This is a genomic window from Streptomyces sp. NPDC043176 (genome assembly GCF_056436715.1).
On the sequence record NZ_JBWKCA010000009.1, the window covers coordinates 225,748 to 243,478 of the forward strand.

Annotated in this window: 16 protein-coding genes; 9 read left to right on the plus strand and 7 right to left on the minus strand. The window is 72.1% G+C overall.

What is annotated here, in order from left to right; all coding sequences use genetic code 11:
* Positions 1 to 2 precede the first annotated feature (2 nt).
* The 4 genes from AC067A_RS17630 (at position 3) to AC067A_RS17645 (ending at position 5,530) form a co-directional block, all read left to right on the plus strand.
* Positions 3 to 359, plus strand: a complete 357-nt coding sequence (locus tag AC067A_RS17630) for a VOC family protein (protein WP_479243358.1) — start codon at positions 3 to 5, stop codon at positions 357 to 359.
* 205 nt (positions 360 to 564) lie between these two features.
* Positions 565 to 2,961: an ATP-binding cassette domain-containing protein gene (locus tag AC067A_RS17635; protein WP_479243359.1), complete on the plus strand. Its 2,397-nt coding sequence runs from the start codon at positions 565 to 567 to the stop codon at positions 2,959 to 2,961.
* Positions 2,962 to 3,164: 203 nt separating this feature from the next.
* On the plus strand, positions 3,165 to 4,145 hold the full coding sequence (gene rfbB, locus AC067A_RS17640; RefSeq protein ID WP_479243360.1) for a dTDP-glucose 4,6-dehydratase: 981 nt from the start codon (positions 3,165 to 3,167) through the stop codon (positions 4,143 to 4,145).
* Positions 4,142 to 5,530: an NDP-hexose 2,3-dehydratase family protein gene (locus AC067A_RS17645; RefSeq protein ID WP_479243361.1), complete on the plus strand. Its 1,389-nt coding sequence runs from the start codon at positions 4,142 to 4,144 to the stop codon at positions 5,528 to 5,530. The genes rfbB and AC067A_RS17645 overlap by 4 nt, the downstream gene beginning before the upstream one ends.
* An 80-nt stretch (positions 5,531 to 5,610) precedes the next feature.
* Here AC067A_RS17645 and AC067A_RS17650 read toward each other — a convergent pair whose 3' ends face one another.
* The gene (locus tag AC067A_RS17650; RefSeq protein WP_479243362.1) at positions 5,611 to 6,090 is read right to left on the minus strand and encodes a carboxymuconolactone decarboxylase family protein; all 480 of its coding nucleotides are present in this window, start codon (positions 6,088 to 6,090) and stop codon (positions 5,611 to 5,613) included.
* A 135-nt stretch (positions 6,091 to 6,225) separates the two neighbouring features.
* Positions 6,226 to 6,969: a gamma-glutamyl-gamma-aminobutyrate hydrolase family protein gene (locus AC067A_RS17655; protein ID WP_479243363.1), complete on the minus strand. Its 744-nt coding sequence runs from the start codon at positions 6,967 to 6,969 to the stop codon at positions 6,226 to 6,228.
* A 235-nt stretch (positions 6,970 to 7,204) separates the two neighbouring features.
* Here AC067A_RS17655 and AC067A_RS17660 point away from each other — a divergent pair, with 235 nt between their 5' ends.
* The 3 genes from AC067A_RS17660 to AC067A_RS17670 all read left to right on the plus strand — a co-directional run bounded on the left by AC067A_RS17660 (position 7,205) and on the right by AC067A_RS17670 (position 10,345).
* Positions 7,205 to 8,131: an ABC transporter ATP-binding protein gene (locus AC067A_RS17660; protein WP_479243364.1), complete on the plus strand. Its 927-nt coding sequence runs from the start codon at positions 7,205 to 7,207 to the stop codon at positions 8,129 to 8,131.
* The gene (locus AC067A_RS17665; protein WP_479243365.1) at positions 8,128 to 8,967 is read left to right on the plus strand and encodes an ABC transporter permease; all 840 of its coding nucleotides are present in this window, start codon (positions 8,128 to 8,130) and stop codon (positions 8,965 to 8,967) included. Before AC067A_RS17660 ends, AC067A_RS17665 begins: the two co-directional genes overlap by 4 nt.
* 145 nt (positions 8,968 to 9,112) lie before the next feature.
* Positions 9,113 to 10,345, plus strand: a complete 1,233-nt coding sequence (locus AC067A_RS17670; RefSeq protein WP_479243366.1) for a ParB/RepB/Spo0J family partition protein — start codon at positions 9,113 to 9,115, stop codon at positions 10,343 to 10,345.
* Between the two features lie 10 nt (positions 10,346 to 10,355).
* On the opposite strand, the gene AC067A_RS17675 is transcribed toward AC067A_RS17670, so the two are convergent.
* The 3 genes from AC067A_RS17675 to AC067A_RS17685 all read right to left on the minus strand — a co-directional run bounded on the left by AC067A_RS17675 (position 10,356) and on the right by AC067A_RS17685 (position 13,758).
* Positions 10,356 to 11,213, minus strand: a complete 858-nt coding sequence (locus AC067A_RS17675) for a helix-turn-helix domain-containing protein (RefSeq protein WP_479243367.1) — start codon at positions 11,211 to 11,213, stop codon at positions 10,356 to 10,358.
* 217 nt (positions 11,214 to 11,430) lie between these two features.
* Positions 11,431 to 12,768, minus strand: coding sequence for an esterase-like activity of phytase family protein (locus tag AC067A_RS17680; RefSeq protein WP_479243368.1), 1,338 nt, complete (start codon positions 12,766 to 12,768; stop codon positions 11,431 to 11,433).
* 126 nt (positions 12,769 to 12,894) lie between these two features.
* Positions 12,895 to 13,758 (minus strand): hypothetical protein, encoded by an 864-nt coding sequence (locus AC067A_RS17685; RefSeq protein WP_479243369.1) that lies wholly within the window; start codon positions 13,756 to 13,758, stop codon positions 12,895 to 12,897.
* A gap of 147 nt (positions 13,759 to 13,905) precedes the next feature.
* Between AC067A_RS17685 and AC067A_RS17690 the strand changes: the two genes are divergently transcribed.
* A complete protein-coding gene (locus AC067A_RS17690) occupies positions 13,906 to 15,054 on the plus strand; it encodes a winged helix DNA-binding domain-containing protein (protein ID WP_479243370.1) in 1,149 nt (382 codons plus the stop codon).
* A gap of 50 nt (positions 15,055 to 15,104) precedes the next feature.
* On the opposite strand, the gene crcB (AC067A_RS17695) is transcribed toward AC067A_RS17690, so the two are convergent.
* Both crcB (AC067A_RS17695) and crcB (AC067A_RS17700) read right to left on the minus strand, forming a co-directional pair.
* Positions 15,105 to 15,458, minus strand: a complete 354-nt coding sequence (gene crcB / locus AC067A_RS17695; RefSeq protein ID WP_479243371.1) for a fluoride efflux transporter CrcB — start codon at positions 15,456 to 15,458, stop codon at positions 15,105 to 15,107.
* A 34-nt stretch (positions 15,459 to 15,492) separates the two neighbouring features.
* Positions 15,493 to 15,915, minus strand: a complete 423-nt coding sequence (gene crcB, locus AC067A_RS17700; protein WP_479243372.1) for a fluoride efflux transporter CrcB — start codon at positions 15,913 to 15,915, stop codon at positions 15,493 to 15,495.
* A 387-nt stretch (positions 15,916 to 16,302) separates the two neighbouring features.
* Between crcB (AC067A_RS17700) and AC067A_RS17705 the strand changes: the two genes are divergently transcribed.
* Entirely contained in the window at positions 16,303 to 17,562 is a 1,260-nt protein-coding gene (locus AC067A_RS17705; RefSeq protein ID WP_479243373.1) for an IS701 family transposase, read from the plus strand.
* Positions 17,563 to 17,731: the final 169 nt, after the last annotated feature.

The window sequence follows — 17,731 nt, forward strand, 5'->3', positions numbered from 1 at the left end:
TCATGTCCCACCCCGCCACCCAGGGAATCAAGACGGTGCTCCACCCCGTCAAGGACCTGGCGACGGCCAAGACCGTGTACACCGCGCTGCTGGGTGTCGAACCCCAGACGGACGAGGACTTCTACGTCGGCTTCGACGTCGCGGGCCAGCACATCGGCCTGGTCCCGGGCGCGGGCACACAGGGCATGGCGTCCCCGGTGGCGTACTGGCACGTGCCGGACATCGAGGCGAAGTTGGCCGAGGTGGTCGCGGCCGGCGCCGTCGTGCAGAACCCCGCGGCCGAGGTCGGCGGCGGCCGTCTGGTGGCCACCGTCACCGACGTCGACGGCAACGTCCTCGGCCTCCTCCAGGAGCGCTGACGCCCGGCCCCTCCCCGCCCGGGACTCCTCCGCCCCGGCACACCCCCCCATACGGCTCGAATCCCCCTGGATTCCCGCTCGAATTCTCCTCAAGCCCCCCGCGAGGAGAATTCGAGCGGGATTCGAGGGGGATTCGAGCGTGTCCGCCTAAGCTCGCCGGATGGGGCCGGGCAAGGGCGGTCCCGTCCGGAGAGATGGAGAGACCATGAGCAAGGACACCGGGACGGACGCGAGCTCCTCCGAGCCGCACGTCGCCGACCGTCACGACCTGATCCGCGTGCACGGGGCACGGGTGAACAACCTCAAGGACGTCAGCGTCGAGCTCCCCAAGCGCAGACTGACGGTGTTCACCGGGGTGTCCGGCTCGGGCAAGAGCTCGCTGGTGTTCGGCACGATCGCCGCCGAGTCGCAGCGGATGATCAACGAGACCTACAGCGCCTTCGTCCAGGGCTTCATGCCGACGATCGCGCGCCCCGAGGTCGACGTGCTGGAAGGCCTGACGACCGCGATCGTCGTCGACCAGCAGCGGCTCGGCGCCGACCCCCGCTCCACGGTCGGCACCGCCACCGACACCAACGCGATGCTCCGCATCCTCTTCAGCCGCCTGGGCACGCCGTACATCGGCCCGCCCAGCGCGTTCGCCTTCAACGTCCCCAAGCGGGTCGCCAGCGGCGCCATGAGCGTCGACAAGGGCAAGGGCGAGAAGCTCGTCGTCACCAAGGCCGTCTACCACGGCGGCATGTGCGCCCGCTGCGAGGGCCGCGGCACCGCCTCCGACATCGACCTGACCCAGCTGTACGACGACTCCAAGGCGCTCGGCGACGGCGCGTTCACCATCCCCGGCTGGAAGCAGGACAGCTTCTGGACCACGCGGGTCTACACCGACTCGGGCATCCTCGACCCGAAGAAGCCGATCCGCGACTTCACCGCCGACGAGATGGCGGAGTTCCTCCACGGCGAGGCGCGCAAGGTCAAGGTCGACGGCGTGAACCTCAACTACGAGGGCCTGATCCCGAAGATCCAGAAGTCCATGCTCTCGAAGGACAAGGACTCCCTCCAGCCGCACATCCGGGCCTTCGTGGAGCGGGCCGTCACCTTCACCTCGTGTCCCGAGTGCGGTGGTTCGCGGCTCAGCGAGGAGGCCAGGTCGTCGAAGATCGACGGCCTCTCCATCGCCGACGTCTGCGCGATGGAGATCAGGGACCTGGCCGCCTGGATCCGCGGCCTCGACGAGCCGTCGGTCGCGCCGCTGCTCGCCAAGCTGCTGCACACCCTGGACTCGATCGTGCGGATCGGCCTCGGCTACCTCTCGCTCGACCGCCCCGCCGGCACCCTGTCCGGCGGCGAGGGCCAGCGCATCAAGATGATCCGCCACCTCGGCTCCTCGCTCACCGACACCACCTACGTCTTCGACGAGCCGACCACCGGCCTGCACCCGTACGACATCAGCCGGATGAACGACCTGCTCCTGGAGCTGCGGAACAAGGGCAACACGGTGCTCGTCGTCGAGCACAAGCCGGAGACGATCGCGATCGCCGACCACATCGTCGACATCGGCCCGCGCGCCGGCTCCGGCGGCGGCCGGGTGATGTTCGAGGGCACCCTCGACGGGCTGCGCGCCAGCGGCACCGTCACCGGGCGCCACTTCGACGACCGTGCTTCCGTCAAGGACACCGTGCGCAAGCCCCAGGGGCACCTGGAGATCCGCGGCGCCTCGACGCACAACCTCCGGGACGTCGACGTCGACATCCCCCTCGGCGTGCTCTGCGTGGTCACCGGCGTCGCCGGCTCCGGCAAGAGCTCGCTGATCCACGGCTCGGTGGCCCGCCGGGAGGGCGTCGTCTCCGTGGACCAGGCGCCGATCAAGGGCTCGCGCCGCAGCAACCCGGCGACGTACACCGGCCTGCTCGACCCGATCCGCAGCGCCTTCGCCAAGGCCAACGGCGTGAAACCCGCGCTGTTCAGCGCCAACTCCGAGGGCGCCTGCCCCACCTGCAACGGCGCCGGCGTCATCTACACCGACCTGGCGATGATGGCGGGCGCCGCCACCGCCTGCGAGGACTGCGAGGGCAAGCGGTTCGAGGCGTCCGTCCTGGAGTACCGGTTCGGCGGCCGGGACATCAGCGAGGTCCTCGCGATGCCGGTCGACGAGGCCAAGGACTTCTTCGGCGCCGGCGAGACCCGCGTGCCCGCGGCGCTCCGCATCCTGGAGCGGCTCTCCGACGTCGGCCTCGGCTACCTCGACATCGGCCGGCCGCTCACCACCCTGTCGGGCGGCGAGCGCCAGCGGCTCAAGCTGGCCACGCACATGGCGGAGAAGGGCGGCGTCTACGTCCTGGACGAGCCGACCACCGGCCTCCACCTCGCCGACGTGGAGAACCTGCTCGGGCTGCTCGACCGCCTCGTCGACTCCGGCAAGTCCGTCATCGTCATCGAGCACCACCAGGCCGTGATGGCGCACGCCGACTGGATCGTCGACGTCGGTCCCGGCGCCGGCCAGGAGGGCGGCCGGATCGTCTTCGAGGGCACGCCCGCCGACCTCGTCGCGAGCCGCTCGACCCGCACCGGCGAGCACCTGGCCGCGTACGTGGGCAAGCAGTAACACCGCCCCGAATCAAGGGGGTTGGTGCCGAAAAGCATTTCGGCACCAACCCCCTCCCTTTTTTTCAGCGGTTGAACCCGCAATCTGAAAGATGCCCCCCATCAGGCGTTTCCCTAGCGTGAATTGCATGCCATCCGTCCCCCTCATCGAAAAGGGTCAAGACACATGCCCCGACCGTGGAATTCCGACTGCGACGTGATCTCATGAGAATCCTCGTCACCGGCGGCGCCGGATTCATCGGCTCGCACTACGTACGGACCATGCTCGACGGGGGGTACCCGGGCTACGAGGACGCCCACGTCACGGTCCTCGACCTGCTGACGTACGCGGGCAACCGCGCCAACCTCCCCGCCGCCCACCCCCGGCTCACCTTCGTCCACGGCGACATCCTCGACCGCGAGCTGCTCCGCTCGGTCCTGGAAGGCCAGGACGCGGTGGTGCACTTCGCCGCCGAGAGCCACGTGGACCGCTCCATCCGGAGCGGCGCCGCGTTCGTCCGCACCAACGTCGAGGGCACCCAGGCCGTCCTCGAGGCCTGCCTGGCGGCCGGCGTCGAGCGGGTCGTGCACATCTCCACGGACGAGGTGTACGGCTCCATCGACGAGGGCCACTGGACCGAGGAGTCGCCCCTCCTGCCCAACTCCCCTTACGCCGCGTCGAAGGCCGCGTCCGACCTGGTCGCCCTCGCCTACTTCCGTACGCACCGGCTGAACCTCTCGGTGACCCGCTGCTCCAACAACTACGGGCCGTACCAGCACCCCGAGAAGTTCATCCCGCTCGCCGTCACCAACCTCCTCGAAGGCCGGCGCATCCCCGTCTACGGCGACGGGCAGCAGATCCGCGAGTGGCTGCACGTCGACGACCACTGCCGCGCCATCCAGCGGGTGCTCACCGCGGGACGGGCCGGCGAGGCGTACAACATCGGCTCCGGCTCCTCCGTGCCGAACCTGACGCTCGCCCACCGGCTCGTCGAGCTCTGCGGCGTCTCCCCCGACCTGATCGAGCACGTCGCCGACCGCAAGGCGCACGACCGGCGCTACGCCCTCGACCAGACCAGGATCGAGGAGGAGCTCGGCCACCGGCCGCTCACCTCCTTCGACGAGGGCCTGGCGGCGACCGTCGACTGGTACCGGAACAACCCGCAGTGGTGGAAGCCGGTCAAGGAGAGCGGTGGTCGGCCGTGACCGTCGAGACCCGTCTCGTGCCGCGCCACCGGGCCGGCACGACCGAGCGCCTGGCGCTCTCCGCGGCGACGCCCGAGGGCGCCCACATCGCGACCGCCGACGTCCCGGGCTGGCTGGACTTCCACCGGCTGACCTGCGGCACGGCGATCCGCCGCATCCCGTTCGCCGAGCTCGACCACTGGTCCTTCGCGCCCGACACCGGCGACCTGCGGCACAGCAGCGGCAAGTTCTTCACCGTCGAGGGCCTGCACGCCGTCCGGCCCGAGGGCGCGTGGCAGCAGCCGATCATCGTCCAGCCGGAGATCGGCATCCTGGGCATCCTGGCCAAGGAGTTCGACGGCGTACTCCACTTCCTCATGCAGGCCAAGATGGAGCCGGGCAACCCGAACCTGGTGCAGCTCTCCCCCACCGTGCAGGCCACCCGCAGCAACTACACGAAGGCCCACGGCGGGGCGGCGGTGAAGTACCTGGAGCACTTCCTCGACCCGGACCGCGAGCGGGTGCTCACGGACGTCCTGCAGTCCGAGCACGGCGCCTGGTTCTACCGGAAGCGCAACCGGAACATGATCGTCGAGGTGGACGGCGACGTCCCCGCCGACGAGGACTTCCGCTGGCTCACCCTCGGCCAGATCACCGCCATGCTCCGCATCGACAACGCGGTGAACATGGACGCGCGCACCGTCCTGGCGAGCGCCCCCATGGCCGCCGCCGAGGCCGGGGCGCTGGCCTCCGACGCCGACCTCCTCGCCTGGTTCACCGGCGAGCGGGCCCGCCAGGACATCCACGTCCGCCGCATGCCGCTGCGGGAGATCTCCGGCTGGCGCCGCGACGAGCACTCCGTCCGCCGCGAGGACGACCGCTTCTTCCGGGTGGTGGCCGTCTCCGTCGAGGGCGCGGGCCGCGAGGTCGCCGGCTGGACCCAGCCGATCATCGAGCCGGTGGGCCAGGGCGTCGTCGCCTTCGCCCGGCGCGTCTTCGACGGCGTCCCGCACGTCCTCGCGCACGCCCGCGTCGAGGGCGGCTTCCTCGACACGGCGGAGCTCGCCCCGACCGTGCAGTACGTCCCCGAGAACTACGCGCACCTGCCGGCGGACCGGCGGCCGCCGTTCCTGGACGCGATCCTCTCGGCGTCGCCCGACCGGGTGCGCTACTCGACGGTCCTGTCCGAGGAGGGCGGCCGGTTCCTCAACGCCGACAGCCGCTACCTGATCGTCGACACCGACGAGGACACCACGCCGGCCGAGGCGCCCCCGGGGTACCACTGGGTCACACCCGGCCAGCTGAACTGGCTCGCCGGACACAGCCGTTACGTCAACGTGCAGGCCCGCACCCTGCTGGCCGTGCTCACCACGCACGCGGCCGGCCGCGCCCCGCTCGCCCGCTGACCGCCCCACGCATCAGGCCCTGTTCGGTGGATTTCCCACCGGACAGGGCCTGATTGCGAATGCCTGGAAAACGAGTCGGATCAGCGGGAAGAGGAAGCGGCGGCCTGGGACTGCGCCTGCGCGAGCCGGGACGTCATCGGGGTCCACTTCTTGGGGTTGATGCGCCAGTCGACCGGCTCCTGCTTGGTGGCGACGTTGACGCGGTTCCACAGGTTGACCAGTCCGATGTGGAGGACGATCGCGCCGAGCTCGACCTCGTTCCAGTGCTTGGCGGCCTCCTCCCACACCTCGTCCGACACCGGGTCCTCCCGGTCGTTGATGCGGGTGGCGGCCTCGGCCAGGGCCAGGCAGGAACGCTCCGCGTCGGTGAAGCAGTCCTGCTCGCGCCAGGTCTCCACCACCGGCAGGCGGTGGTCCTCCTCCCCCGCGGCCTCGAACTCGGCCTGCTTCTTCGGGATCTGCACCGGCCGGCCGTTGATCTGGCTCACCCGGAGGTGGATGAGCACGAGCGTCTTCAACGGCACACCGACGCTGTTGACGGCCTTGACCAGTGCGCGCATGGGCGGCAGAACATCGGGAACGACCAGCGACGGGTTAGGCATCCGCGGCGACATCTGTAATTCTCCTTCGGATCGGGATCGGTAACAGCTTGCCCACCGGGCAGCCTTTTCTCAAGTATTCCGAATTTCGACGGATCAGTTGCTTTTCCGGCTTACAGCGGCTTGTACGAGTGCTTCGTGAAGTCGGGTGTCGGGGGTGTGCCCGGCCTCCCATTGCACGCCTATCGCAAAGGGGTGGCCTTCGATTTCGACGGCCTCGACGGTGCCGTCCTGGGCCCAGCCGGTGACGGTGAGGCCGGCGCCGAGCCGGTTCACCGCCTGGTGGTGGTGGCAGGCCGACCGCGGCTCGGCCTCGTCGAGGACGCCGGCGACCCTGCTGCCGGGCGCGAGCTTCAGCGGGTGGCGGCCCAGCGTGAACGAGGGCGTCCGGGGCTGGTGCTCGTCGTGGCCCGTGATCTCCGGCAGGTGCTGGTGCAGGCTGCCGCCGTGCAGCACGTTGAGCAGCTGCATCCCCCGGCAGATGGCGAGCACCGGGAGCTCGGCCTCGAGTGCCGCACGCACCAAGGCGAGTTCGACGCGGTCGGCGTCCGGGCTCATGGGCCGTGTGACCGGGTGCGCGGCCTCGCCGTACAGCCCCGGATCGAGGTCGGGGCCGCCCGGGACGAGCAGGCCGTCGAGCCGGTCGACGAGGCCCTCGACGCCGGGCAGCAGCGGAAGCAGCAGGGGCGTGGCGCCCGCCGCGGACAGGAAGGCCACGTGCGCCTGGAGGGCGAGGCTGACGAGCATGTCGCTGCCCTGGAGCGTGACCGGCGCGGTCCGTGCGCAGATCCCGATGACCGGCCGGCCGGTGCCCGCCGGGCCGTTCGCGTCTGAATTCATGACCACCCTCATGGGTTCCGTGGGGTTCGCGTTCAACTGAGGAAATCGAGCAGATGGAACAACCGCCGATACGGGCGGTCGGCACCGTAAAAATAGCCACGGACCTGAAACGGAGGCCATCGTTCAAGGGCGCCCCGTAGGGGACTACTGAACAGAATGCAAGCCTGGTACCAAGGTGGGTGGGGGGTTTTGCATCCCCGATTGATCTCTCGCACCCCATTCAACGAGGTAACCCATGATCGAAGCCAAGAACCTCACGAAACGCTACGGCGACAAGACCGCCGTGAACGGTCTCTCCTTCACGGTCGAGCCCGGTCGCGTCACCGGCTTCCTGGGCCCCAACGGCGCGGGCAAGTCCACGACCATGAGACTCCTGCTCGGCCTCGACCGGCCCGACGGCGGCGAGGCCACCGTCAACGGCGTGCGCTACAGCGACCTTCCGCAGCCCATGCGGGTGGTCGGAGCGCTCCTTGAGGCCCGCGCCGTCCACACCGGCCGCAGCGCCTTCGACCACCTGCTCTGCCTCGCCCAGACCCAGGGATTCGGCAGGCGCCGGGTCGAGGAGGTCATCGACCAGGTCGGCCTGACGTCGGTGGCCCGCAAGCGGGCCGGCGGTTTCTCGCTCGGCATGGGGCAGCGGCTCGGCATCGCGGCCGCGCTGCTCGGCGACCCCGCCGCCCTCGTCCTGGACGAGCCGGTCAACGGCCTGGACCCGGAGGGCATCCTCTGGATCCGGAACCTGATGAAGTCGCTCGCGGCCGAGGGCCGTGCCGTCTTCGTCTCCAGCCATCTGATGAACGAGATGGCCGTCACCGCCGACCACCTCATCGTCATCGGGCGCGGCCGGCTCGTCGCCGACTGCTCCACCCAGGAGTTCATCGAGCGCAGCACCGAACAGTCCGTCCTCATCAAGACCCCGGACCGGGAACGACTCGCCGCGCTCCTCAGGAACCACGGCGGCACCGTCACCGACACCGACGAGGGCGACCTGGACGTCGTCGGCATCGAGGCCCCGCGCATCGCCGAACTGGCCTCCGGCGGCGGCCTGGTGCTGCACGAGCTCTCCACCCGGCGCGGCTCGCTCGAGGAAGCCTTCATGGAACTGACCAAGGACGCCGTCGAGTACGACGCCGGCGTGCCCACCGCCGGAGGTGTGAAGTGACCGCCGCGACCGCATCCGCGACCGCGACCGTCCCCGTCGCGGACGCCCACAAGCCGACCTTCGGGCGGCTGATGCTGTCGGAGTGGACGAAGATCCGCTCCGTCCGCTCCACGGTCTGGTCGCTCGCGATCCTGGTCGTGGCGACCCTGATCTTCACCGCGCTCTTCATCCAGATGGGCGTGGCGAACTGGGACAAGACCGACCCGTCGCAGCAGGCCGCCATGCGGCTCGACCCGACCGGCACCATCCTCGGCAGCGGCATCCTGATCGGCCAGCTCGCGGTCCTGGTGCTGGGCGCGATGGTCATCGCGTCCGAGTACTCCACGGGCATGATCCGGGCCAGTCTGCTGGCGGTGCCCAAGCGGGTGCCGGTGCTCCTGGCGAAGGCCGCCGTCTTCGGACTGCTCGTCCTGGCGGTCGGCGAGATCACCGCGTTCGGCTCGTTCCTCATCGGCGCGCCGATGCTGAACGGCAAGGCTCCCGTCGCGCTCGGCGATCCGGGCGTCCTGCGGGCCGTCGTCGGATGCGGGTTCTACCTGTCGCTCCTCGGCCTGTTCGCGCTCGCCGTCGGCGCGATCATCCGCCACACGGCGGCGAGCATCACCGGCGTCATCGCCTTCGTCCTGGTGCTCGCCCCGATGGCCAGGCTGCTGCCCGGCACCGTCGGCGAGCACGTCCACGCCTACCTCCCCACCGAGGCGGGGTTCCTGATCACCCAGCAGCACTCCCGCGTGGACGACCTGCTGGGGCCGTGGCAGGGCCTGGGGGTGCTGGCGCTGTGGACCGCCGCCCTGCTGGCGGTCGCGGCGGTGCTGCTGAAGCGCAGGGACGCCTGATCCCACTCGAACACCGCGGGCGCCCGCCGATCCGGCGGGCGCCCGCGGTGTCGTGCTTCCAGGCGGCGTCCAGCTTTCCTCGACCGCTCCTGAAGACCCTGCTGCGACGCTCGACGGGAGCGGCAGCAGAAAGGGAGTGAAGGGAATGGCTCAGAGCAGTGGGCAAGCCGTCTTGATCACGAGTGCGTTCAGCCCCGTCAGAACGGAGAGCACCGAAGCAGCGACCCGCAGCGAATTCGATCTCAAGAACTTCGAGAAACTGCCGGCACGCGACGTACCCGTCAGCGCGCTGTCGCCCGGCGTCTCCCTGCGCCAGAGCGGTACGGACGCCGCTCACATCCAGCTTCTCGTCGACGCGGCGGGGTCGGCGGAACTGCCGCCCATTCTGGTCCAGATGGACGGCTACCGCATCATCGACGGTCTGCACCGCCTGGAGGCCGCGCGGCTCCGTGGTGATGTCAGCATCAAGGCGCGTTTCCTCGACTGTTCGAATTCCGAGGCGCTCGTCATCGCCATGAAGGCGAACGGCTCGCACGGTCTTCCGCTGTCGAAGGCCGACCGGGTGTCCGGCGCGCAGCGCGTGCTGAGTTCGCACCCGGACTGGTCCGACCGGGCCATCGCCGGCATCACCGGGCTGAGCGCCAAGACGATCGCGTCGCTGCGCGACCGGACGGGCGAGGGGGCGCCGCTCGACGGCAAGCGCATTGGGCGGGACGGCAGGCGCCGTCCGGTGGACGCGGGCGAGGGCAGGCGGCGCGCCGCCGAGTACATCACGGCCCATCCGAACGCCCCGCTGCGTCAGGTCGCCCGGGAGACGGACGTGTCGCTGGGCACGGTCCACGACGTGAGCGCCCGGCTGCGCCGCGGCGACAGCCCCGAGCGGGACGGGCGCCAGACGCAGGCCGCCCGGCCGGAGCCGGTACAGCCCGTGCGGTCGGTGCAGTCCGTACGGCCCGTGCAGGCCGTCCCCGCCGTGCAGTCGGCGCCGGCCGTACGGCAGCAGGTGCGGCTCCCCGGCGAGGCGGCGCGGCCCGCGGGCACGGCGGCGTGCGGCACCGCCCGCGGACCTCTGCGGGTGGCGTCGCACCCCGACGCGGCCCCGGCGCCGCGCAGGAACCACACGGAGGCGCCGCCCGCGTGGGCGACGGTGGCGGCCAAGATGGCCACCGACCCCGCCATCCGGTACAACGCGGGCGGCCGGGAGTTCCTGCGCTGGATGCAGCTGCACGCCACCGACCCCGACGAGGACTGGCGCGAGCTGGTCGACGCGGTCCCGCCGCACTGGCTCGGTGTCATCGCGCCGATCGCCGAGCGCATCAGCAGGGAGTGGAGCCTCCTCGCCGAGCAGCTCAAGACCAAGCAGGACATGGTGCCTTGAGTTCCCGTCCTCACGAGGCCGTCGGCGCCGGAGCCGCGGAAGCCACCCTGAGGTGGCCCGCGGCCTGGCGCCGTCCGCCGTTGTCCTGGGGAGGGTTGACGGAGGCGCACCCCGGGTGCGGGACGACGTCGGCCGGGGGCCGGAGTTCCGGCAGCGCGAGCAGGACCGGCGGGTCGGCCGGCCGGGCGGGGCGCAGTCGTACCGCCGCGCTCGTGACGGTGTCGGCGGTGACGGTCACGGCCTTCGGGCCGTCGCCGACGAGCGGGGTGCGCCCGGCGGCCGGGTCGGGCCCGAGGCCGTCGGCGACGGCCACCGCGAGCAGGTACCAGCTGCCCTCGGGCACGTTCTTGAGCGAGTAGCAGGAGGGCCGCCCGCTCGGCACGTCGATGACGCCGGAGGCGACCGACGGGTGCTGGACGATCGGCGTGCCGAAGGCACCCAGGAACACCCGCGCGTTGCCGTGCCCGGTGGGCAGGCTGATGGTGCCCGCGACCGTCCCGAAACCCGTCCACGCCGCCGGTTCGGGGCCCGGCAGCGCGTCACCGCCGTCCCGCGTCAGCCTGCGGAACCGGCTGGGCGAGACGCCGACACTGGCCGTGAAGGAATTGGTGAAGGAACCCAGGCTGTTGTACCCGACCGCGTAGGAGATGTCGGTGATGCTCATCGAGGTGGTCTCGATGAGTTTCTTCGCCTGGTGAATACGGATCGCGGCCAGGAATCGTCCCGGCGTGAGCCCGGTCTCCTCTTTGAACAGCCGCGTGAAATAGAAACGGCTGAGCAGAGCGCTTTCGGCGATCTCCGTGAGGGTCAGCGGTTCGCCGTAACGCTCCCGGATGCACTCGATCGCCCTTTCTACTGCTGTATCCATATGCACCTCACTACGTGTCGACCCACGCAGCAGTGTGACCCGCGGATATCGCGCTCGGCTCGCGTATCTCTGGAGGACCGGTCGAGATTTGTTCACCGGATTTGCGGCGGACCCTCCGCTTCCTGTTGGCTGGCGAGGGGGCGTCTTTCCCGTTCCGGAAAACACCCGTGCCCCGGCCTTCGCGGCCGGGGCACGGATGCTCGGGGAATGCCGGTGATCAGCGCACGGGACGGCCCAGCCGCACCCGTACGAGCGTGGTCTCCACGCCGCTGTCGACGAGACGCCCGGCCGCGTCGAACGCCTCCGGGCCGTCGGTCATGCCGAAGTCGTTGTCGTTGAGCAGGACCAGGGTCGACGAGCCTTCGAGGGCGATGCCCTCGATCTTGCCGGGCACGCCCGGGACCGTGTTCAGGTCCACCACCAGCCGCTTGCCGAGGACCACGCCGGCCGCGCCCCGGTCGTCGAGCTGCTCCAGGACCGGGGCGGTGGCGGTGTCCCAGTGCGAGCCGAGGATGTCGGAGCTCCGGCGCAGGCGCACCTCGTACACGCGGGCGGCCTTGTCGGTGCGCTCCTGGACGAGGAGGCGGTCGCCGCCGAGCGCGACGAGCGCGGAGATCTTCAGCTCGGAGGTCTTGGTCTGGCCGGGCTCGACGTCGCCGACGGCGTCGAAGCGGTAGGCGTACTCGGCCGTCACCCGGTTCTTCCGGGGCGAGAAGCGCAGCAGCCGCGTCGTGCGGGAGTTCTCGCCGGTCGCCTTGTCCGGGTTGAGCAGCGGGCTCTGCAGGGCCATCACCAGGTCGCCGTCGGGCAGCAGCGCCAGGCCCTCGAAGCCGCGGTTGGTCTTCCGCTGGAGGAAGACCGACGGCAGCGACTCGACGACCGGGTAGTCGGCGCCCTTCAGGCCCAGGCCCTCGGGCACGTGCCGGGCGAGCACCCGCCCCCGGGCGGAGACGTGCACCAGCGACGGCCCGTACTCGTCCACCAGCCAGAAGCTGCCGTCCCGGTCCCGCACGAGCCCCTCGGTGTCCAGGCCGTTCGGGTCGTACGCGAGCGGGGTCGAGGCGTCGTACGTGTACGGCGCCTCGTCGCGGCCGGCCTGGTTCGGCAGCCCGGTCACGGGCGCGCCCGAGGCCGTGGTGAGCGGGATCGCCCTCAGGACCTGGATCCGGTCGCCCACCGCCCGCACCTTCACGAGGGCCGGGTCGAAGCCGGGCACCGGGAACGTCCGCCGCTTGTCCTTCCCCACGGCCATCTGCCCGTTCGGGCCCCGGTCGGTCACCGTCCAGTACTCGCCGCGCCGCTCGGCCGGGTACAGGTCGCTGCCGATGCCCCCGAGGTCGACGCCCCGGTCGTCCGCGACGCTGCCGGGCACCAGCGCGTTGCCGAACGCGGCCAGCGGGATGTCGGGCAGCGTCGCCGTGGAGACCACCCGGGCGCCGGAGCCGTGGTGGTGCTCGGGCGTCGCGTCGGCCGTCCCCACGACGACCGAGAGCGCGAGCGCGGCGGACAGCGGCAGGACCACGGCGGCGGGCCGGCGCAGGAGGCGTGGATTCATCAGAACTCCCTGGAACACATGAGAAGTCGCCGGTGACGGCGACCCCATGGTCCGGTCCCGCGCACAACTCCCGGCCACGCGCCGCCGACACCGGGGCGATCCCTGGGTGAACGCGCGTGTCCGGCCCTAGTAGCGGTCGAGGATCAGCTGCGTCTTCAGGACGTCTCCGTGGTACAGCCAGCCGTGGGCCTCGGCCACGGCTATGGCGTCCGCGTGGAGGTCGGCGGCGTCGGCGTACGAGTCGGTCTTGAAGGACAGCTCGATGACGTACTCCGTCCCGGTCCCGCCGGCTCCGACGACCGGCAGCACCTCGATGCTCGCGTCGTCGGAGGGTCCCCAGGCGCCGCCGTACACCTTCGAGGTGACCGGCCCGTGGGCGCGGGACGCCTGGAGGGCGGTCCTGCCCCGGTCGGCGCCGCCCCAGTCCTCCAGCTTGCCGGGGATGTCGTCGACGAGCCAGGTGCGGCCGGTCGTGCTCGTCGGCATCGCGGTGCCGGAGTAGCCGCTCGCGCTGTGGCTCTCCTCGTGGGAGAAGCTGAGGGTCTGCTTGGCGTAGCCCCAGTCCACCTCGGCCTCGTAGTCGGTGTCGCCGCTGTCGAAGCCGGCCGCGTCGGCGGTGTTCAGGGCCCCGGTGATGTCGCCGTTCGTGACGGGGAACCGCTTCTTGTACGTCTCCTCGAACGACGACCCGCTCTTGTGCCGCAGCCGCACGCTCCACCCCTCGGCGTCCAGCGCCCCGCCGTCGGTGTCGTAGTAGCTGTACGAACGCGCCTTGGCCGACCCGGTGATCCCGAACGCCGACTTCGCCGCGGCGCTCGGCGCGTACGCCGAGTCCAGGGCCGCCGCCGTGAGGTTGATCTTCACCTCGTACGTCGGCACGGCGTCGGCGGCGGCGTACGCCGGCGAGGCGGGGGAGAGGAGCGCGACGGCGGCGGCGAGGGCGACCGCGGAAGCGGCGGCGGGGCGCGGGGCCCTGGAGGCGAAGGTCATGCGCCCGATCCTCGTCACCGGGGGTGAGGACCGCGTGTCCCCGGAACGTGCCGCCGGTGAACCGGCGATGACCGGCACCGGTCACGCCCGCCCGCCACCGGGCCCCTCCCCGGGCGGGCTGTCGGACCCGCCGGGCAGAATCGGCGCATGGTGATCACCTCGCGTGCCCTCAACCGTTCGACGCTGGCCCGGCAGTTGCTCCTGGACCGGGAGCCGGTGGGCGTCGGGGAGGCCGTGCGGCGGGTGGTGGCGATCCAGGCGCAGCAACCGGGTTCGCCGTACGTGGCGTTGTGGAACCGGGTGGCGGGCTTCGACCCGGCGGCGCTCGACGCCGCGGTGGGTGGCTTCGAGCTGGTGAGGTCGACGCTGATGCGGCTCACGCTGCACCTGGTGCACGCCGACGACTACCGGGCCTTCCGGGAGGGCATGGAGCCGACCGTACGGGGCTCACGGCTGCACGATCCGCGGTTCAGGGCGGCGGGGTTCACGGCCGCCGACGCCGACGCGCTCCTCCCCGACCTCCTCGCGTACGCCGCCGAGGCCCGGGCCGGGGCCGAGATGCGGGCGCGCCTGGAGGCGGGCCGCGGCGGGCCCGTGGAGGCGGTGGTCTGGCGGATGATCCGGCAGTACGCGCCGCTGTGGCACGCGCCGACCGGCCTCCCGTGGTCGTTCGGCGCCGCCCAGTCCTTCGTCACGGCGACCCACCGCCCGGCGCTCGCCGACCCGGAGGCCTCCGCCGCCGGCCTGGCCGTCCTGATCCGCCGCTACCTGGAGGGTTTCGGCCCGGCCTCGGTGGCCGACATGGCGCAGTTCTCGCTGGCGCCGAAGGGCCTGGTCCGGGAGGCCGTACGGTCCCTCGACGGCGCACTCGACCGCTTGGAGGGCGAGGACGGCACGGTCCTGTACGACGTGCCCGGGGCCCCGCTGCCCGGCGAGGACGTCCCCGCGCCGCCCCGCCTCATGGCGATGTGGGACAGCGTCCTCCTCGCCTACGCGGACCGCAGCCGCGTCATCCCGCCCGCCTACCGCAAGCACGTCATCCGCGTGAACGGCGACTGTCTCCCGACCCTCCTCGTCGACGGCCGTGTCGCGGGCGTCTGGCGCCCCGTCCCCGACGGCGTCGAGGCCTCCGCCTTCCATCCCCTCCCCGCCCCCGTCTGGGCCTCCCTCGCCACCGAGGCCGCCTCCCTCGGCACCCTCCTCGCCGCCCGCGACCCCCACGTCTACCGCCGCTACGACCACTGGTGGGCGAAGGGGCTGCCGACGGTCGAGACGCGGATCCTGCCGGGGGCGTGAGGGAGGGGGTCCGGCGGCGGAGCTCAGCCGTCGAGCAGGGCCGCCGCGACTCACAGCAGCCCGGCCGTCCGGACTCCCAGCCACACGGCTCCGAGCCCGGCGGCCAGGCTGCCGGCCACGTTCAGCAGCGCGTACCCCTTCGCCCCGTCCTCGTACAGCTTCAGCGTCTCGTACGAGAAGGTCGAGTACGTGGTGAGCGCCCCGCACAGGCCCGTGCCGAGCAGCAGGTGCAGCCGGGCGGACGCGACGCCGGTGAGCAGTCCGAGGACGAACGAACCGACGACGTTCACGACGAAGGTGCCCCACGGGAAGGCGGAGTCGTACCGGGCCCTGACCGCCCGGTCCGTCAGGTACCGCAGCGGCGCGCCGACCGCGGCGCCGGCGACGACGAGCAGCCAGTTCACCCCTGCCGCCCCCGGCCGGTGCGGCGGGTCGCCGTCATCCCCGCGCCCCCGCCCGGCCCCTCGTCCGCACCGCCCGGGCCGCGGTGACCCCGGCCCACACGGCGGCGAGCGCGGTGAGCGCGGTGGCGGCGAGGTAGAGCAGTCCGCGCGTCGGGTCGCCCGCGGCGAGCAGCCGCTGGGTGTCGAGCGTGTACGTCGAGAAGGTGGTGAAGCCGCCGCAGAAGCCGGTGCCGAGGAAGGGGCGCAGCAGGGGGTGCGGGGCGGTGGCGGTCTCGGTGGCGAGGACCATGAGGACGCCGAGCGCGGCGCAGCCGGCCGTGTTGACGGTGAACGTCGTCCACGGGAAGGCGTGGGCCGGGGTCGGCCAGAGGAGCGCCGCCCCGTAGCGGGCGGATGCCCCGAGGGCGCCGCCGGCGGCGACCGCCCCGACGACGGGCAGCTGACCGCGCGGTTCCATGCGCTCAGACTACGTGCCGAGGCGAGGCGCACAGGCGCGGATCCCGGCCTGGGGCATTAACCGGGTCCCGGCCCGTGCAGCCTCGCTCTGCGATGGTCCGGCCACGGACTGCTACGGGTCAAAGCCGCGCCGGTGAGTCTGTCAGATCCCCCGAGAGGTGCTCGCGCCACACCCGAGGGGCCCCGCGAACCGTTCCGGATCACCCCGGGGTGGCCTCCGAACGACGCTTCGGAGGCGGCTCCGACCTGCGACGACGCCGGGGGAGGTGGTCCGGCCACCATCCGGCGGCCGATTCGGGTGCCGGGTACACCTCGTGCCCGGGGGCGGTGACGCGCGACGGTGGTGGGGCAGCGGGAGGGAGCTGCGCAACCTTCGGGCAGGAGTGTCGTGAGTACATCCGTCGCAATCAAGCGCAGGGCCACCACCGGGGCCGCCGTTCCGCCGGCGTCCCTCGGCCTCGTCCGGCCCGTGGGGGCGGCCGGCTCGAACGGGGACGTCCACGCCGAGCTGTGCAGCGCGCTCTTCGCCGGCTTCGCCCGCCGCGACCAGCGCCTGAAGGCCGAGCAGTACCTGCACGGCCTGCTCACCGCGCAGGGCCGCAAGTCGATCCGCAACATCGCCGCGCAGATCGGCGGCCCGGCGGCCGAGCAGAGCCTGCACCACTTCGTCTCCAGCTCCACCTGGGACTGGCAGCCCATGCGGGCCGCGCTCGCCCGGTACCTGGAGCGGAACAGCTGCCCGCAGGCCTGGGTGGTGCGGCCGATGCCGATACCGAAGGCCGGGGAGCACTCGGTGGGCGTGGACCGGCGCTTCGACCCGGAGCGCGGGCAGGTCTTCCACGGCCAGCAGGCGTTCGGGGTGTGGTTCGCCAGCGACGAGCTGAGCGTCCCGGTCAACTGGCGGCTCTTCCTGCCGGACCCCTGGGTGAACGACCGCACGCGGCGCGACCGCGCGGAGGTCCCCCAGGAGGCCGGCGAGGAGACCCTGGAGGAGTGCGCGGTGGCCGCGGCGCTCGACACGGCCCGCTGGGCCGACGTCACCCGCAAGCCGGTGCTCCTCGACATCCGCGGCGGCGCGGGGCGGCCGGCCCTGACCCGGCTCGCGGCGGCCGGTGTGCCGGTCGTCGCCCGCATCGGCCCGGGGGCGCGGCTCGCGATCGCCGACCGGTCGCTGCCGGGCTTCGGGGCGGGTCCGCTGTCCGCCCTGCAGATCCTGGAGTCCCTCAAGGGGCTGCGCAGGCCGGTGAGCTGGGTGGACACCGTGGCCGGTGCGCGGACCTCGCGGACCTCGCTCGCCACGGCGGTCCGGGTGGCGCTGCCCGCGCCGGGCGGGGAGCGGATGCGTCCGCTGGTGCTGCTCGGCGAGTGGGACGACCCGAGGCGGCCCGCGACCCGGGTGTGGATCAGCGACCTGACCAACTCGCCGGTCGGCTCGCTGCTGCGGCTGACGAAGCTCGCGCGCCGGGTGGAGCGGGACTTCGTCGAGGTCGGGGAGGGGGCGGGGCTGCGGGACTTCGTGGGCCGTTCGTTCCGCGGCTGGCACCGGCACATCACGCTGGCCTCCGCGGCCCACGCGGCGACGGTCCTGTCCACCGGCTGGGAGGCGGCGTACGACGCCGGCTACGCCTCGGGACGCACGGCCAGCTGACCGACGGCGGCCGGTCCCGCTCCCCCGGTACCGGCCGCGCTCCTCCGCCCCGGCCGAGTCGCTCCGGCCCCACCGCTCCGCCCCGGCCGAGTCGCTCCGGCACCGGCCGGGCTCCCCGCACCGGCCGTCGCGCCCTGCCCGACCGCCCCGGCCCGCCCCAACGGGCCGG

Bases quoted from the DNA above. Each gene is read 5' to 3' on its own strand.
- AC067A_RS17650 (WP_479243362.1), bottom strand. From the start codon at position 6,090: ATGCGCGCACTGGTCAAGGCCGTCAACAGCGTCGGTGTGCCGTTGAAG.
- AC067A_RS17690 (WP_479243370.1), top strand. From the start codon at position 13,906: ATGGTGATCACCTCGCGTGCCCTCAACCGTTCGACGCTGGCCCGGCAG.
- AC067A_RS17675 (WP_479243367.1), bottom strand. From the start codon at position 11,213: ATGGATACAGCAGTAGAAAGGGCGATCGAGTGCATCCGGGAGCGTTAC.
- AC067A_RS17685 (WP_479243369.1), bottom strand. From the start codon at position 13,758: ATGACCTTCGCCTCCAGGGCCCCGCGCCCCGCCGCCGCTTCCGCGGTC.
- AC067A_RS17655 (WP_479243363.1), bottom strand. From the start codon at position 6,969: ATGAATTCAGACGCGAACGGCCCGGCGGGCACCGGCCGGCCGGTCATC.
- rfbB (WP_479243360.1), top strand. From the start codon at position 3,165: ATGAGAATCCTCGTCACCGGCGGCGCCGGATTCATCGGCTCGCACTAC.
- AC067A_RS17680 (WP_479243368.1), bottom strand. From the start codon at position 12,768: ATGAATCCACGCCTCCTGCGCCGGCCCGCCGCCGTGGTCCTGCCGCTG.
- AC067A_RS17635 (WP_479243359.1), top strand. From the start codon at position 565: ATGAGCAAGGACACCGGGACGGACGCGAGCTCCTCCGAGCCGCACGTC.
- AC067A_RS17670 (WP_479243366.1), top strand. From the start codon at position 9,113: ATGGCTCAGAGCAGTGGGCAAGCCGTCTTGATCACGAGTGCGTTCAGC.
- AC067A_RS17630 (WP_479243358.1), top strand. From the start codon at position 3: ATGTCCCACCCCGCCACCCAGGGAATCAAGACGGTGCTCCACCCCGTC.
- AC067A_RS17660 (WP_479243364.1), top strand. From the start codon at position 7,205: ATGATCGAAGCCAAGAACCTCACGAAACGCTACGGCGACAAGACCGCC.
- crcB (WP_479243372.1), bottom strand. From the start codon at position 15,915: ATGGAACCGCGCGGTCAGCTGCCCGTCGTCGGGGCGGTCGCCGCCGGC.